Source organism: Streptomyces desertarenae (assembly GCF_042681365.1).
Taxonomy (GTDB): Bacteria; Actinomycetota; Actinomycetes; order Streptomycetales; family Streptomycetaceae; genus Streptomyces; species Streptomyces desertarenae.
This window is the reverse complement of the sequence record NZ_JBHUFU010000001.1, coordinates 238,043-254,090: the sequence shown is the minus strand read 5'-3', so window position 1 is coordinate 254,090 and position 16,048 is coordinate 238,043. Positions and strand designations below refer to the sequence as shown.

Genomic DNA, 16,048 nt, shown 5'->3' with positions numbered 1-16,048 from the left:
CCATCCGCCGCGGCAGCGGCACGAGGGCGCCCGAGGGGCCCGCCGGGACGATCCGGCGGGCCCCTCGCCCGTCTCCCCGGGGCGCGCGGGAAGCGGGCCCCGCCGGGCGGGGCCCGGGGGCGTCAGGGGCAGGCGACGACCTGTCCGGCCCAGGAGAGCCCGCCTCCGAAGGAGAACAGCAGCACGGGCGCGCCCGGTTCGATCGCGCGGCGCTCCACGAGCTTGGAGAAGGCCAGCGGGACGGAGGCCGCCGAGGTGTTGCCGGAGTCGACCACGTCGCGCGCCACCACGGTGTCCTCCACCCCCAGCCGCCGCACCAGGGCCTCGATGATGCGCAGGTTGGCCTGGTGGGTGACGATGCCGCCCAGTTCCCGGGGCGTGGTGCCGGCCTCCTGGCAGGTCCGCTCGATCAGGGGGACCAACTCGGTGGTGGCCCAGCGGAAGACGGTCTGGCCCTCCTGCGCGAAGCGCGGCTGCCAGGCGCCCCGCAGCCGCACGGCGTCGCCGCGCGTGGGGTCGGAGCCCCAGACGACGGGGCCGATGCCGTCCCGGCCGTCGCCGCCGCCCTCCCCGGCGCTGACGACGGCCGCGCCCGCGCCGTCGCCGAGGAGCACGCAGGTGGAGCGGTCGGTCCAGTCGGTGACGTCGGACATCTTCTCGGCGCCGATGACGAGGGCGTGCCGCGCGGCTCCCGCGCGCAGCGCGTGGTCGGCGGTGGCCAGGGCGGTGGTGAAGCCCGCGCAGCCGTTGTTGAGGTCGAAGGCGACGGCGGCGGGGACGCCCAGGCGTCCGGCGACCTGGGCGGCGATGGACGGGCAGCGGTCCTGGGCCGAGCAGGTGGCGACCGTGACCAGCCCGATGTCGGCCGGGTCGAGCCCGGCGGCGGCCAGGGCCTTGCCCGCCGCCGCGGCGGCCAGGTCGGCGACGCTCTCGTCGCGGGCGATGCGGCGGGTGGCGATGCCGGTCCGCTGGCGGATCCACTCGTCGCTGGTGTCCACCATCCCCGCCAGGTCGTCGTTGGTCAGCACGTGGTCGGGCTGGTGGTGGCCCAGGGCGGCGATACGGGTGCGGGGCACTGCGGTCCTCCTCGGCTGGCCGCGGCCGGGGGCCGGGATCCGGCTCCGGGCGCGGCCTCGACTCGTCAACACCCGGACCTTATAGCGACCGATCGATCGGACTCTATTGGGGTCCGGTCCTCGGTACGCCGTACGATGGCGCCCGTGAGCCCCCGCCGATCCGCCGCCGAAGCCCGCCGCACCCGCGAGCGGATCGTCGAGCGCAGCGTCGCCCTCGCCTCATTGGAGGGCCTGGAGGGCCTGACGATCGGCCGACTCGCCGCCGACCTGGGCATCAGCAAGTCCGGCCTGCTGGGGCACTTCGGCTCCAAGGAGGCGCTCCAGCTCGCCGCCCTGGAGCGGGCGGCGGTGGTCTTCGACCGCGAGGTCTGGCGCCCCGCGGCGGACGCCGAGCCGGGGCTGGCGCGGCTGCGCGCGGTCTGCGCGGCCTGGATCTCCTACCTGGAGCGCGGGGTGTTCCCCGGCGGCTGCCTCTTCGTCAGCTCCACCTTCGAGTACGACGGCCGCGCCGGACCCGTGCGCGACCTGCTGCGGCGCCAGTTCGGCGCCTGGCGGCGCAGGCTGTCGGCGGACGTGCGGGCGGCCGCCGACCGCGGCGACCTGCCCCGCGGCACCGACGCGGAGCAGGTCGTCTTCGAGCTCTACGGGATCCTGATGAGCCTGAACCACACGCTCCAGCTCCACGGCGACCCCGCCGCCGCCGACCGCGCCCGGCGGGCGGTGGACCGGCTGCTGCCGCCGCCCGCGCCTCAGCCCCCCGCCCGGCCCTCCCCGGCCCCCGCCTCCGGCGGGCCGGCGGCGAAGCCCGCGTAGTACGAGGCGGCCATGTCCTCGTCGCCGTGGCCCTGCTCGGCGGCGCGGCGGAAGCGCTCGGCGCCCGCCGCCGTCACGTCCATGCGCACCCCGGCCCCGCCGGCCGCCGCGAGGATGAGGCGGGCGTCCTTCTCGGCGGTGCGCACGGCGAAGCTCGCCGTGAGGTCGCCGGAGCGGATCAGGGCCGCCTTGGCCCGCAGGTAGCCCATGTCGAGCGGGCCGCCGGCGACCGCGTCCAGGAAGTCCTGCGGGTCGACGCCCAGGCCCTCGGCCAGGGCGAGCGCCTCGGCGACGCCGTGGGTGACGGTGAGCACCCAGGAGTTGCAGACGAGTTTGAGCCGGGTCGCGGCGCCCGGCTCGTCGCCGACCCACGAGGTGCGCGAGCCGACGGCGTCCAGCACGGGGGCGAGTGCGCCGCGCACCTCGCGGGGGCCCGCGGCCAGCACCGTCAGCTGCCCGTCCTCGGCCGGCTTGCGGGTGCCGAGGACGGGGGCGTCCACGTAGCGCAGCCCGTGCTCGCGGGCGAGGGCGGTCAGGGCCGGGAGGTCGCCGGGGCCGACGGTGGTGCTCTGGAGCCAGACGGCGCCGGGCCGCAGCCCGGGCGCGGCGGCCCGCACGGCCTCCAGGACGGCCCGGGCGTCGTGGACCATGGTGAGCACCGCGTCGGCGCCCCGGACCGCCTCGGCGGCGTCGCCGGTGACGAGCGCGCCGTCGGCCGCCAGCGGCTCGGCGCGGGAGCGGGTGCGGTTCCAGGCGCGGACCTCCAGCCCGGCGCGCAGCAGGCTGCGGGCCATCGCCGCGCCCATGATCCCGGTGCCGAGGACCGCCACGGACGCCGCGGGGGCCGGCGGGGTGGTCGAAGTGGTCGGAGTGGTCATGCCCGGGAGGCTACGGCCCCGAGCGCTCCCGGGGCCCGTCGGCACGGCCGGCCGGACCGCCCGTCAGACCACCTGGTGGAGCCAGCGGACCGGGGCGCCCTCACCCGCGTAGCGGAAGGGCTCCAGCTCGTCGTCCCAGGGCTTGCCGAGCAGCTTGGCGATCTCGCTCTCCAGCTCCGCCTCGCCGCGCGCGGCGCGGTCCAGGGCGGCGCGCAGCCGGTCCTCGGGGATGAGGATGTCGCCGTGCAGGCCGGTGACCGCGTGGAAGATGCCCAGCTCGGGGGTGGAGCTGTAGCGCTCGCCCTCGGCGCTTGCGCACGGTTCGGAGGTGACCTCGAAGCGGAGGAGCCGCCAGCCGCGCAGCGCGGAGGCGAGCTTGGAGGCGGTGCCCGGTTCGCCCTGCCAGGACAGTTCGGCGCGCCAGGTGCCCGGGGCGGCGGGCTGCTTGATCCAGTCGAGGCCGACGCGGGCGCCGAGCACCCCGGCGACGGCCCATTCGACGTGCGGACACAGCGCGCGGGGCGCGGAGTGGATGTACAGAACTCCACGTGTCGTCACCGGGACCTCCTGTGCGGTTCGCGTGCGACCTTCCGTGGCGGCCCCGAAACCCTGTCGGCCGTGCGCCGGATCACCGCTCGACGTCCCGTCCCATCGGTCACATGTCCTCCAGCCTCCGAGGTTACGAACAGTAAACACTATTCGTGCTGATTCTCCCTAAAAGGGACAGCAAGTGACGCGATGTAATCTGTCGACCGTGTCCGACGGCCATTTTCGGACCGTCATGGAAAAAGCTACCGTGCCGCGGCGCGCAGGGGGTGACGTACCGTCCGCCACGACGGTCAACCCACCCGACCGAACCATCGTCACACCGGGAAACGGGAAGCAGCGACGGGAGGACGACATGCCGGCAGACCCCCCGTCCGGTGCCCCGCGGGCCCGGCGCACCGGGCACCGCGGGCTCCTGGGCGCCGCGTGCGCGGCCGCGGCCGCGGTGGTGGCCCTGGTCGTGTTCGCCGTCTCGTGCGGCGGTCCGGGCGGCGGCGGAAGCGGTGGTGGTGACGGCGGAGGTGACGGCGCGCCGCGCCCCCCGGGCGCCTCCGCCAGCGCCCCTGCCTCCCCCACGCCGGAGTGGGACACCTCCCCCGACTCCCTGGCGGCCCTGGGCGACTCCATCACCCGCGCCTTCGACGCCTGCTCGCTGCTGGCCGACTGCCCGGAGGCGTCCTGGGCCACCGGCACCTCCCCGGAGGTGGACAGCCTCGCCCGGCGGCTAGGCGTCCCGGCCGGCGCCCGCTGGAACCTGGCGCGCTCCGGCGCGCTGATGGCCGAGCTGCCCGCCCAGGCCCGCCGGGCCGCGGCCCGGCGGCCGGACCTGGTGACGGTGCTGGTCGGGGCGAACGACGCCTGCCGGCCGACCGTGGGGCGGATGACGCCGGTGGAGGAGTTCCGGGCCGACTTCGCCGAGGCGCTGCGCGTGCTGCGCGCCTCCTCGCCCGGTACGCAGGTGTTCGTCGCCAGCCTGCCGGACCTGGAGCGGCTGTGGTCGGTGGGCCGCGCCCACCCGCTGGCCGCCCAGGTGTGGAAGCTGGGCATCTGCCCGTCGATGCTGGGCGGCGCCTCCCCGGACGCCTCCGGCTCCGCGGCCGCCGAGCGGCGCGGGAAGGTGGCCGAGCGGGTGCGGGCGTACAACGCGGCGCTGGCGGAGGTCTGCGCACGCGACGCGCGCTGCCGCCACGACGGCGGGGCGGTCCACGCCTACCGCTTCACCGCCCGGGAGCTGAGCACCTGGGACTGGTTCCACCCCGGCAGGGAGGGCCAGCGCCGGCTCGCCGGGATCGCCCACCGCGTGGTCGCCTCCGTGCGCCCGCCCTCCTGAAAGGGCGCGAATCCGCGCCCGCCCCATTGACGCCGGTCGGAGCCCGTCACTACATTCACGCCAGCATTTCGAACGTGTGACGAAATATCGAACGGCGAGGAAGGGCAACCGCTGTGCGCATCACCGGAATCAGCACCCATGTCGTCGGTACCCCGTGGCGCAACCTGACCTACGTCCAGGTCCACACCGACGAGGGGCTCACCGGGGTCGGCGAGACCCGGATGCTCGGCCACACCGACGCGCTGATCGGCTACCTGAGGGAGGCCGAGGCCAACCACATCGCCGGCTCCGACCCCTTCGCCGTCGAGGACCTGGTGCGCCGCATGAAGTACGGCGACTACGGCCGGGCCGGGGAGATCGTGATGTCCGGCATCGCGGTCGTGGAGATGGCCTGCTGGGACATCAAGGGCAAGGCGCTGGGCGTACCCGTCTGGCAGCTCCTCGGCGGAAGGGTCACCGACCGGGTCAAGGCGTACGCCAACGGCTGGTACACCGTCGAACGCACCCCCGAGGCGTTCCACGAGGCGGCCCTGAGGGTCGTCGGGCGCGGTTACCGGGCGCTCAAGCTCGACCCCTTCGGCACCGGCCACTTCGAGCTGGACCACGCCGAGACGCTGCGCTCGGTCGCCCTGGTGGAGGCGGTGCGGGACGCGATCGGACCGGAGTGCGAGCTGCTGCTGGAGATGCACGGCCGGTTCAGCCCGTCCACCGCCGTCCGCATCGCCCGCGAGGTGGAGCCGTTCCGGCCGGCCTGGCTGGAGGAGCCGGTGCCGCCGGAGAACCTCAAGGCCCTGGCGAAGGTGGCCGAGAAGGTGGACATGCCGATCGCCACCGGCGAGCGCATCCACGACCGGATCGAGTTCCGCGAGCTGTTCGAGTCGCAGGCGGCCGACGTCATCCAGCCCGACCTCGGCCACCTCGGCGGCATCCTGGAGACCCGCAAGCTCGCCGCCACCGCCGAGACCCACTACATGATGGTCGCGCCGCACAACGTCGGCGGCTCGGTGCTGACGGCCGCCTCGCTCCAACTGGCGGGCTGCACGCCCAACTTCAAGATCCTGGAGCACTTCAACGACTTCGCGGACGCCGAGATCAAGAAGGTGGTCAAGGGCGCTCCGGAGGTCGTGGACGGCTACTTCGCCCTCCCCGACGCCCCCGGTCTGGGCGTGGAGCTGGACACCGACGCGGCGGCGGAGTTCCCGCAGCAGCAGGCCCGGTTCGACCTGTGGGCCGAGGGCTGGGAGAAGCGGGACCCGCACGGGACACGGGCATGACGCGCACCCCGCGCACGGGCCGGGCCGTCGTCGTGGAGCGGCCCGGCACGCACCGGCTCGCCGAGGTGCCGTACACCCCGCCCGGACCGGGCGAGGTGAGGGTGGCGGTGTACGCGGCCGGGATCTGCGGCAGCGACCGGGAGGTGTACGCCGGGACCCGCGCCGAGGGCTACGTCCGCTACCCGGTCGTCCCCGGCCACGAGTGGTCCGGGACGGTGCAGGAGGCCGGGGAGGGCGTCGACCCGGCGCTGGTGGGCCGGAAGGTGGTGGGCGAGGGGTTCCGCGCCTGCCTGGTCTGCGACCGCTGCCGGGAGGGCGCCGGCAGCCTGTGCACCGGCGGCTACGACGAGACCGGGTTCACCCGGCCCGGCGCCTTCGCCGACACGCTGACCCTGCCGGCCCGGCTGCTGCACGTCCTGGACGACGGAGCCGACCTGCGCGCCGCCGCCCTGCTGGAGCCGGCCGCCGTGGTCGCCGCGGCCGCGCTGGCGGCCGGGCCCCGGCCCGGTGAGCGGGTGGCGGTGGTCGGCGCGGGCACCCTCGGCCTGCTGGCCGTCCAGTTCCTGGCCGCCTCCTCCCCCGCCGAGCTGCTGGTCGTGGACCCCAGGACCGGGCACGCCGGGCGGGCGCTGACCCTGGGCGCCACCGAGGTGCGCGGGCCGGCGGAGGCGGAGGAGGTGCGCGGCCGCTACGACCTGGTGGTGGAGACCGCCGGCGCGCCCACCACCGCCCGCGACTCGTGCCTGCTGGCCCGGCGCGGCGGCCGGGTGGTCCTGACCGGGCTGCCCGGACCGGGCGCGGCCGGCATCGACCCGATCCACCTGACCGTCGGGCAGATCACCGTCCGGACCGTCTTCGGCGCGCCGCCCGCCGCCTGGGCGCACGCGGTGCGCGCCTTCGCCTCGGGCCTGCTCGCACCGGCCTCCCTGATCACCCACGAGCTGCCGCTGGAGGAGTTCGCCGCGGCCGTCGCGCTGGTCGGCGGCGGCGATCCGGCGGTCGGCAAGGTCCTGCTGCGCCCCTGACCGGCGGGCCCGTCCGGCGCCGGACGGGCCCGCCCCACCGGGGCCGGCGCCCGCGCCCCGCCCCGGTCCCGCGCCACACCCACGACGACGAACGCTGTACGACACACCGAACCTGGGAGCATCGTGACCGACGCGTCCATCGAACCCTCCGGCCCCCGCCGCCCCGGCGAGGCCGCCCTCGCCTCCCTCGGGTACGCCTGCCCCGCGTGCGACCCCGCCGACGCATCCCCGCACGCCTTCCCCGACGGGGGCACCTGGCGCACCGAGATCCCCTCCGTGGAGGGGCCGGAGGCGCTGGCCACCGTGTTGAAGGAGGCCGAGGCGCTGGACGTCCCCGTCCACCGCATCAGCCAGGGCAGCGGCGTGTGGATGCTGACCGACGCCGAGATCCGCGAGATGGTCGGCGCCTGCGCCGAACACGGCGCGGAGCTGTGCCTGTTCACCGGCCCGCGCGGCACCTGGGACACCGGGGCCGGCACCCGCACCTCCTCCGGCGGCGCCGGGCTGCGCGCCCGCGGCCACGACGCGCTCGCCGGGTGCGTGGAGGACGCCCTGCGCGCCGCCGAACTCGGCGTGCGCTGCCTGCTGGTGGCCGACGAGGGCGTGCTGCTGACCCTCCACCGGCTGCGGGAGCGCGGCGCCCTGCCCGCCGACACCACCTTCAAGGTCTCGGCCCTGATCGGCCCGGTCAACCCCGCCTCCTTCGCCGTCTTCGAGCGCCTGGGCGCCGACTCGATCAACGTGCCCTCCGACCTGAGCCTGGAGCACCTGACCGAGATCCGCCGCGTCAGCCGCGCCCCGATGGACTTCTACCTGGAGGCCCCCGACGACCTCGGCGGCTACGTGCGGATGTACGACGCCGCCGAGCTGATCCGGCGCGGCGCGCCGATCTACCTCAAGTTCGGCCTCAGCAAGGCCCCCGGCATCTACCCCTACGGCGCGCACCTGCGCGACCTGACCGTGGAGACCGCCCGCGAACGGGTCCGCCGCGGGCGGCTCGCCCTGGACCTGCTGGCCCGGCTGGGCGCCGGCGCCGGGATGTCCCCCCGGGGCTCCCGGCTGCCCGGCCCGCTCCACCGCTTCCCCGAGGACACCGGCAGCACACCGGAAGGGAACTGACCACCATGCGCGACCGCATCCCCACCCGCACCCGCGCCCGGAGGCGCACCGCCAGGGCCGCCGCCGGGGCCTGCGCCGCCCTCGCCCTGGCGCTCACCGCCTGCGGGCAGAACGCCGAGGGCGGCAGCAGGGACGACGGCGGCGGGGCCGAGGGCGGCACCATCGGCATCGCCATGCCCACCAAGTCCTCCGAGCGGTGGATAGCCGACGGCGAGAACATGGTGGAGCAGTTCGAGGCCAAGGGGTACCGGACCGACCTCCAGTACGGCGACGACAAGGTGGAGAACCAGGTCGCGCAGATCGAGAACATGATCTCCAAGGGCCACGAGGCGCTGGTGATCGCCGCCATCGACGGCTCGTCGCTGACCAACGCGCTCCGGCGCGCCGCGGACGCCGGCATCCCCGTCATCGCCTACGACCGCCTCATCCGCGGCACCGACGCCGTCGACTACTACGCCACCTTCGACAACTTCAAGGTCGGCGAACTCCAGGGGCGGTACATCGTCGACGCGCTGGGCCTGGCGGAGGGCAAGGGGGAGAAGTTCGACCTGGAGCTGTTCGCCGGCTCGCCGGACGACAACAACACCGGTTTCTTCTTCCGCGGCGCGATGAGCGTGCTGAAGCCCCACATCGACGGCGGGCGGCTGGTGGTGCGCAGCGGCCAGACGGAGCTGAACCAGGTCACCACCCTGCGCTGGGACGGCGGCACCGCCCAGAAGCGGATGGACGACCTGCTCAGCCGCCACTACGGCGGCGAGCGCCTGGACGCCGTCCTCTCCCCCTACGACGGCATCTCCATCGGCGTCGTCTCGGCCCTCAAGAGCGCCGGCTACGGCACGGAGGCCAAGCCCTACCCCGTGATCACCGGGCAGGACGCCGAGCTGGCCTCCGTGAAGTCGATCCTCGCCGGGCAGCAGACGCAGACCGTCTTCAAGGACACCCGCGAACTGGCGGAACGGGCCGTGCAGATGACCGACGCCGTACTGAAGGGCGGCGAGCCGGAGGTCAACGACACCGAGTCCTACGACAACGGCGCCAAGGTCGTCCCCGCCTACCTCCTCCAGCCCGTCAGCATCGACAGGTCCTCCACCGACCTGCTCGTGGACGAGGGCTACTACACGGCCGACCAGCTCTCGTAGCCCGCCCGCACGCACGCCCCACACCACGGAGGGGACGACCATGAGCAGCGTTCTGGAGATGCGCTCGATCACCAAGACCTTCCCCGGGGTCCGGGCCCTGTCCGGGGTCGACCTGACCGTCCGCCCCGGCGAGGTCCACGCGGTCTGCGGGGAGAACGGAGCGGGCAAGTCGACGCTGATGAAGGTGCTCAGCGGGGTCCACCCGCACGGCAGCTACGAGGGGGAGATCCTCTTCGAGGGCGAGCCGTGCGCCTTCCGGGACGTCCGGGCCAGCGAGCGGCGCGGCATCGTCATCATCCACCAGGAACTGGCGCTGGTGCCCCAGCTCTCCATCGCCGAGAACATCTTCCTGGGCAACGAGATCGCCTCCCGCGGCATCGTCCGCCGGAACGAGACCGTCCGCCGCGCCGCCGCGCTGATGCGGCAGGTCGGGCTGCGCGAGAACCCGCAGACCCGGGTCGCCGACATCGGCGTGGGCAAGCAGCAGCTGGTGGAGATCGCCAAGGCGCTGGCGAAGAAGGTGCGGCTGCTGATCCTGGACGAACCGACCGCCGCGCTCAACGACGAGGACAGCGCCAAGCTCCTCGACCTCATCTCGGAGCTGCGCTCCCAGGGCATCGCCTGCATCCTCATCTCCCACAAGCTGGGCGAGATCCGCCGCGTCGCCGACACCGTCACCGTGCTGCGCGACGGCCGGACGGTGGAGACGCTCCCCGTCCGCCCCTCCCCGAAGGCGCCCGCGGCGCTCCCGGAGGACCGGATCATCCGCGGCATGGTGGGCCGCGACCTGGACCACCGCTTCCCCGAACGCACCCGCTACACGGGCGCGGACGCCGGGCGGCCGGCGCTGGAGATCCGCGACTGGACGGTCCGCCACCCCGTCGACCGCCGGCGCAAGGTGGTCGACGGGGTGTCGCTGACGGTGCGGCGCGGGGAGATCGTCGGCATCGCCGGGCTGATGGGGGCGGGCCGCACCGAGCTGGCCATGAGCGTCTTCGGCCGCTCCTACGGGATCCACGACGGCGGCACGGTGCGGATCGGCGGCGAGGAGGCCGACACCCGCACCGTGCCCGCCGCCATCGCCCGCGGTCTGGCGTACGTCACCGAGGACCGCAAGACCTACGGGCTGAACCTGATCGACACCGTCAGCCGCAACGTCTCCCTGGCCTCGCTGCCGAAGCTGGCCCGCGCCGGGGTGGTGGACGAGCACCGGGAGCGGCGGGTCGCCGAGCACTTCCGGACGTCGTTGCGGATCAGGACCCCGACCGTCCTGGAGCAGGTGGGGCGGCTCAGCGGCGGCAACCAGCAGAAGGTCGTGCTCGGCCGGTGGATCCACACCGACCCCGAGGTGCTGATCCTCGACGAGCCCACGCGCGGCATCGACGTCGGGGCGAAGTACGAGATCTACACCGTCGTCGACCGGCTCGCCGCGCAGGGCAAGGCGGTGCTGATGATCTCCTCGGAGCTCCCGGAGCTGCTGGGGATGTGCGACCGGATCTACACCATGGCGGCCGGACGGCTGACCGGCGAGGTGGCCCGCGAGGACGCGAGCCAGGAAGTGCTGATGCGTTACATGACCGAGGACGGGAGCCGGGGCGCGCGATGAGCGACGACACGATCACCGGGGGAAGGACCCCCGCGGGCGGGGGCCTTCCGGGCAGGACGGCCGAGGACGGCCCCGACGGGGGCGGAGGCGGTACGGGCCGGCCGGGGGCGGCCTGGGCGCTGCTGGCGCGCACCGTGCGCGCCAACACGCGGCAGTACGGGATGCTCGTCGCGCTGGCACTGATCGTGGTGCTGTTCCAGGTGTGGACCGACGGCAACCTCCTCAAGCCCGTCAACGTGTCCAACATCGTCCAGCAGAACAGCTACATCCTGATCCTGGCCATGGGCATGATGATGGTGATCATCGCCGGGCACATCGACCTGTCCGTCGGTTCGCTGGCCGCCTTCGTCGGCGCGGCGGCGGCCGTGATGATGGTCGAGTACGGCATGGCCTGGCCCGCCGCGCTGGCCTGCTCGCTGCTGATCGGCGCGCTGGCGGGCGCCTGGCAGGGCTTCTGGATCGCCTACGTCGGCATCCCGTCGTTCATCGTGACACTGGCGGGGATGCTGCTGTTCCGGGGCGGCACCCAGATCCTGCTGGAGGGCCAGTCCCTGGCGCCCTTCCCGCGCGGCTTCCAGGAGATCAGCCAGGGCTTCCTGCCCGAGGGCGGCCCGCTGTCGAACTACCACGACCTGACGGTGCTGATCGGCGTGGTCGTGGTGGCGGTGGTGCTGGTGCAGGAGTGGCGCGACCGGCGGCGGCAGCTGGCGTACGAACTGGAGGTGCTGCCGTTGAACCTGTTCCTCCTCAAGTGCGGCGCGATCGTGGCGGCGGTGGTGGCGTTCACCCTCACCCTGGCCAGCTACCGGGGCGTCCCGGTGGTGCTGCTGATCATGTGCGCCATCCTGGTCGGGCTGGGCTTCGTGATGCGCAACGCCGTCGTCGGCCGCCACGTGTACGCCCTGGGCGGCAACCGGGCGGCGGCCAAGCTGTCGGGCGTACAGGACCGGAAGGTGACCTTCCTGGTCTTCGTCACCATGGGCGTGCTGGCGGCGCTGGCGGGCTGCGTGTACGCCGCGCGGCTGAACGCCGGCACCCCGCAGGCGGGCGTCAACTTCGAACTGGAGGCGATCGCCGCGGCGTTCATCGGCGGTGCCTCGATGAGCGGCGGTGTGGGTACCGTGCTGGGTGCCGTCATCGGCGGTCTGGTGCTCGGGGTGCTCAACAACGGGATGTCCCTGGTGGGCATCGGCACCGACTACCAGCAGGTCATCAAGGGCCTGGTCCTGCTGGCGGCGGTGGGATTCGACGTCTGGAACAAGAGGAAGGTGGGATCGTGAGCACCAGCAGGCGCGCAGTGATCACGGCGGCCGCCGCGGCGGGTGTGGCCGCCGCGGCCGTGGGGCCGGGGACCGCGCACGCCGCCGGGGAGGCGGACGGGCCGCGGCGCAGGCGGTTCGGGGAACTGGCGGACGGCACCGCGGTGGACCTGTGGACGCTGGAGAACGGCGGCACCCGCCTGGCGGTGCTCTCCTACGGCGGGATCGTGCAGTCGCTGGAGGTGCCCGACCGCGACGGCCGGTACGACAACGTCTCCCTCGGCTTCCGCGACCTGGACTCCTACGTGGAGCGCTCCCCGTACTTCGGCGCGCTCATCGGCCGCTACGGCAACCGCATCGCGGACGGGCGCCTCACGCTCGACGGGCGGGTGCACGAACTGCCGCGCAACGACAACGGGCACTGCCTGCACGGCGGCGACCGGGGGTTCCACGCCCAGGTGTGGCGGGTCGAGCCGTTCTCCCGGCGCGGCGAGGTCGGCCTGGTCCTCGCCCGCACCAGCCCCGACGGCGAGATGGGCTTCCCCGGGACGCTGGAGGTCCGGGTGGAGTACACGCTGGACCGGCACGGGAGCTTCCGGATCGACTACGAGGCCACGACGGACAGGCCCACCGTCGTCAACCTCACCAACCACACGTACTTCAACCTCGCCGGCGAGGGCAGCGGCAGCGTCTCGGACCACGTCCTCCAGGTGGCCGCCTCCCGCTACACCCCGGTCGGCGAGACGCTGATCCCGACCGGGGAGCTCGCGCGGGTCGCGGGCACGCCGTTCGACTTCCGCCGGGGCAAGCCGATCGGGCTGGACCTCCGCGAGGCGCACCGGCAGGTCCTGTACGCCCAGGGGTACGACCACAACCTCGTGCTGGACAAGGGCATCACGGCCGGACCCGAGCACGCCGTCACCGTCACCGAGCCCGTCTCGGGCCGGGTGATGAGGATCGCCACCACCGAGCCGGGCGTGCAGTTCTACAGCGGCAACTTCCTCGACGGCACCCTGGAGGGCACCTCGGGGCGGGTCTACCGGCAGGGCGACGGGTTCTGCCTGGAGACCCAGCACTTCCCCGACTCCCCCAACCAGCCGGCCTTCCCCACCACCGTGCTGCGCCCGGGCCGGACGTACCGGAGCACCACCGTGCACTCCTTCTCCACGCAGTAGGGGCGCGGGGGGCACGCGCGGCGGGGGCGGTCCGGACGGACCGCCCCCGCCGCCGTCCCCGGCTGCGTCAGGCGAGCCGGATCATGTTCCACGACATCGGCTCCAGGACGGCGCGCAGCGTCCCGCCGGCCAGTTCGGTGCCCTCCCCGGCGTGCGGGAGGACCCGCTCGGGTTCGGCGAGGGTGTTGCGCGCCTCGGGGTCGGAGTCCGCCAGCACGCTGTGCTCCACCACGCGCTCCGGGGCGAGGCCGCGCAGGTCCACCTCCAGCGGCAGGGCGTCGTGCCGGGAGCGGTTGACGGCGAAGACGGTGACGGCGCCGGTGGCCTCGTCGCGCACGGCGGTGGCGTGCAGCAGCGGGACCTCGCCGTACTTGGCGGTGGTGTACGTGGGCGACTGCACCCGTACCTCCAGGACCCGTCCGCGCCCGTGGCGGGAGGCCTGGGCGAAGGGGAAGAAGGTGGTCTGCCGCCAGGCCGGGCCGCCGGGCTCGGTCATGATCGGGGCGATGACGTTGACGAGCTGCGCCAGGCAGGCGACGGTGACCCGGTCGGCGTGGCGCAGCAGCGCGATCAGCAGGGAGCCGAAGACCACGGCGTCGGTGACGGTGTAGTTGTCCTCCAGCAGCCGGGGCGCCTCCTCCCAGTCGGGCAGGGGCGCGGCCTGGAAGCGCCGCTGGTACCAGACGTTCCACTCGTCGAAGGAGAGGTTGATGCGCTTGGGCGACTTCAGCCGGGCCCCGACGTGGTCGCAGGTGGCGACGACGTTCTCGATGAAGGACTCCATGTCCACGGCCGAGGCCAGGAAGGAGTCGCGGTCGCCGTCGACCTCCTCGTAGTAGGCGTGCAGGGAGATGTGGTCCACCAGGTCGTAGGTCTCGGCCAGGACGGTGGCCTCCCAGGCGGCGAAGGTGTCCATCGCCTGGGAGGAGCTGCCGCAGGCGACCAGTTCGAGGGAGTCGTCGAGCTGCCGCATGGCGCGGGCGGTCTCGGCGGCCAGCCGGCCGTACTCGGCGGCGGTCTTGTGGCCGGTCTGCCAGGGGCCGTCCATCTCGTTGCCCAGGCACCACAGCCGGATGCCGTAGGGCTCCTTGTCGCCGTGGGCGGCGCGCAGGTCGGACAGGGCGGTGCCGCCGGGGTGGTTGGCGTACTCCAGCAGGTCCCGGGCCTCCTGGACGCCGCGGGTGCCGAGGTTGACGGCCATCATCGGCTCGCCCCCGACCTTGCGCACGAAGTCGATGTACTCCGACAGCCCGAAGCGGTTGGTCTCCACCGAGCGCCAGGCGGCGTCGAGCCGGCGGGGGCGCTGCTCGGCGGGGCCGACGCCGTCCTCCCAGCGGTAGCCGGAGACGAAGTTGCCGCCGGGGTAGCGGATGGCGGTCACGCCCAGCTCGCGGACCAGCTCCAGCACGTCGGTGCGCAGGCCCTGCTCGTCGGCGGACGGGTGTCCGGGTTCGAAGACGCCCGTGTAGACGCAGCGGCCGAGGTGCTCCACGAAGGAGCCGAACAGCCGGGGGTCGACCTCGCCGACGGTGAAGGCGGGGTCGAGGGTGAACCGTGCGGTGGTGCTCATGGATTCCTTCCGTCCGGGGCGGTTCGGGGCGGGGTCCGCGGCGGCGTGGGCCCGCGGGGTCCGCGAAGGGGTGGGGAGGGTGGCGCCGGCCGCGGGCGGGCGGGGTGGCCGCCCGCGGCCGGCGGGTCGTCAGTGGGCCACCGGCCAGCCCGCGTCCCAGCGCATCAGGTTGATGCCGAGGGTGGGCGAGCCGTTGTTGCCCCCGTCGTAGTAGTGGTAGACGAGCAGGTCGCCGTCGGTGTCGGCGAGGACGGACTGGCCGCCGGGGCCGATGACGCGGCCGTGGGTCTCCAGCACGACCGTGCCGCCGTTGTTCCGCATGTCCACTCCGCGGCGGTCGCGGAACGGTCCGGTGGGGCTGGTGGAGCGGCCCACGCGGATGCTGTAGGTGCTGTCGGTGCCGGCACAGCACTTGTCGAAGGAGGCGAAGAGGTAGTAGTGGCCGCCGCGCTTGATCAGCGTCGGCCCCTCGATGCCGTTGCTCGTGGGGTTGCGGGCGGCGACGGAGTACAGGGTCCGGTCGCCGGCGTGCTGCTTGCCGGTGGCCGGGTCGAGCCGGATCGTCTTGATCCCCGACCACCAGGAGCCGAAGGTCAGCCACCACGTCCCGTCGTCGTCGACGAAGAGGTTGGGGTCGATGGCGTTGTAGCCGGAGTTCGAGGTGGTGGAGTGCACGATGCCGCGGTCGGTCCAGGTGCCGGGCAGGCCGCTGGTGCTGGTGGCCACGCCGATGGCGGAGTGGCTGGAGCCGAAGGTGGAGAGCGAGTAGTACAGCCAGTACCGGCCGTTGTGCTTGGAGATGTCGGGCGCCCAGGGGCTGCGCTCGGGCGAGTACCCGGCCCACCAGGAGGGCGGGTCGGGGAAGGCCGGGCCGGCGTGGGTGAAGCGGACCCGGTCGGTGGAGATCCGGGCCTGGGGCCCGTCGTGGGTGGAGTACAGGACGTACCGGCCGTCGTCGAGGCGGATCATCGACGGGTCGTGGACGGAGACGTCACCGGTGACCCGGCCGGGGAGCGGGTAGGCGTGCGCGCTGCCGGGGACCAGGGCGACGAGCAGGCCCAGGAGGACGGCGGCCAGCGCGACCGGGGAGCGGCGCGGACCGGTCCCGGCGGGCCTGTGCGGATGTCTCGTTCGATCGTTCATGTTCCTCCTTCGGACATTCTCGGCAATCGCTCGGAGCACACGGCTCCTTGGTCTCCCTTTCCGTTGCGGTCGGAGGGATCGGCGGGATCCGCGGC

Annotated in this window: 14 protein-coding genes; 9 read left to right on the top strand and 5 right to left on the bottom strand. The window is 73.9% G+C overall.

Annotated elements, in window-relative coordinates:
- Positions 1-122: 122 nt before the first annotated feature.
- A complete protein-coding gene (locus tag ACFSJS_RS01040) occupies positions 123-1,076 on the bottom strand; it encodes a beta-ketoacyl-ACP synthase III (protein ID WP_380895633.1) in 954 nt (317 codons plus the stop codon).
- A 144-nt stretch (positions 1,077-1,220) separates the two neighbouring features.
- On the opposite strand from ACFSJS_RS01040, the gene ACFSJS_RS01035 reads away from it, so the two are divergent.
- Positions 1,221-1,889 (top strand): TetR/AcrR family transcriptional regulator, encoded by a 669-nt coding sequence (locus ACFSJS_RS01035; protein WP_380895631.1) that lies wholly within the window; start codon positions 1,221-1,223, stop codon positions 1,887-1,889.
- Here ACFSJS_RS01035 and ACFSJS_RS01030 read toward each other — a convergent pair.
- Positions 1,826-2,767 carry an NAD(P)-dependent oxidoreductase gene (locus ACFSJS_RS01030; RefSeq protein ID WP_380895629.1) on the bottom strand — a complete coding sequence of 314 codons (942 nt, stop codon included), beginning with the start codon at positions 2,765-2,767 and terminating at the stop codon, positions 1,826-1,828. The genes ACFSJS_RS01035 and ACFSJS_RS01030 overlap by 64 nt on opposite strands.
- Positions 2,768-2,830: 63 nt before the next feature.
- The gene (locus ACFSJS_RS01025) at positions 2,831-3,325 is read right to left on the bottom strand and encodes a DUF3145 domain-containing protein (protein ID WP_380895627.1); all 495 of its coding nucleotides are present in this window, start codon (positions 3,323-3,325) and stop codon (positions 2,831-2,833) included.
- A 343-nt stretch (positions 3,326-3,668) separates the two neighbouring features.
- Between ACFSJS_RS01025 and ACFSJS_RS01020 the strand changes: the two genes are divergently transcribed.
- From ACFSJS_RS01020 to ACFSJS_RS00985, 8 genes are all read left to right on the top strand, one after another.
- Positions 3,669-4,643 (top strand): SGNH/GDSL hydrolase family protein, encoded by a 975-nt coding sequence (locus ACFSJS_RS01020; protein ID WP_380895625.1) that lies wholly within the window; start codon positions 3,669-3,671, stop codon positions 4,641-4,643.
- 113 nt (positions 4,644-4,756) lie between these two features.
- Positions 4,757-5,917, top strand: coding sequence for a mandelate racemase/muconate lactonizing enzyme family protein (locus tag ACFSJS_RS01015; protein ID WP_380895624.1), 1,161 nt, complete (start codon positions 4,757-4,759; stop codon positions 5,915-5,917).
- Entirely contained in the window at positions 5,914-6,942 is a 1,029-nt protein-coding gene (locus ACFSJS_RS01010; protein WP_380895622.1) for a zinc-dependent alcohol dehydrogenase, read from the top strand. The genes ACFSJS_RS01015 and ACFSJS_RS01010 overlap by 4 nt, the downstream gene beginning before the upstream one ends.
- A gap of 123 nt (positions 6,943-7,065) precedes the next feature.
- Positions 7,066-8,061: a hypothetical protein gene (locus tag ACFSJS_RS01005; protein WP_380895620.1), complete on the top strand. Its 996-nt coding sequence runs from the start codon at positions 7,066-7,068 to the stop codon at positions 8,059-8,061.
- 5 nt (positions 8,062-8,066) lie between these two features.
- Positions 8,067-9,200 carry a multiple monosaccharide ABC transporter substrate-binding protein gene (gene chvE / locus ACFSJS_RS01000; RefSeq protein WP_380895618.1) on the top strand — a complete coding sequence of 378 codons (1,134 nt, stop codon included), beginning with the start codon at positions 8,067-8,069 and terminating at the stop codon, positions 9,198-9,200.
- Positions 9,201-9,240: 40 nt separating this feature from the next.
- Entirely contained in the window at positions 9,241-10,806 is a 1,566-nt protein-coding gene (gene mmsA / locus ACFSJS_RS00995) for a multiple monosaccharide ABC transporter ATP-binding protein (RefSeq protein WP_380895617.1), read from the top strand.
- Positions 10,803-12,086 carry a multiple monosaccharide ABC transporter permease gene (mmsB, locus tag ACFSJS_RS00990; protein WP_380895615.1) on the top strand — a complete coding sequence of 428 codons (1,284 nt, stop codon included), beginning with the start codon at positions 10,803-10,805 and terminating at the stop codon, positions 12,084-12,086. Before mmsA ends, mmsB begins: the two co-directional genes overlap by 4 nt.
- On the top strand, positions 12,083-13,240 hold the full coding sequence (locus tag ACFSJS_RS00985; RefSeq protein WP_380895613.1) for an aldose epimerase family protein: 1,158 nt from the start codon (positions 12,083-12,085) through the stop codon (positions 13,238-13,240). Before mmsB ends, ACFSJS_RS00985 begins: the two co-directional genes overlap by 4 nt.
- Positions 13,241-13,307: 67 nt before the next feature.
- Here the strand turns inward: ACFSJS_RS00985 and arfA are convergent, their stop codons facing one another.
- Both arfA and ACFSJS_RS00975 read right to left on the bottom strand, forming a co-directional pair.
- Complete coding sequence (gene arfA / locus ACFSJS_RS00980) at positions 13,308-14,810, bottom strand: arabinosylfuranosidase ArfA (RefSeq protein ID WP_380895611.1); 1,503 nt, start codon at positions 14,808-14,810, stop codon at positions 13,308-13,310.
- Between the two features lie 129 nt (positions 14,811-14,939).
- Positions 14,940-15,953: an arabinan endo-1,5-alpha-L-arabinosidase gene (locus tag ACFSJS_RS00975; protein ID WP_380895610.1), complete on the bottom strand. Its 1,014-nt coding sequence runs from the start codon at positions 15,951-15,953 to the stop codon at positions 14,940-14,942.
- Between the last annotated feature and the right edge of the window lie 95 nt (positions 15,954-16,048).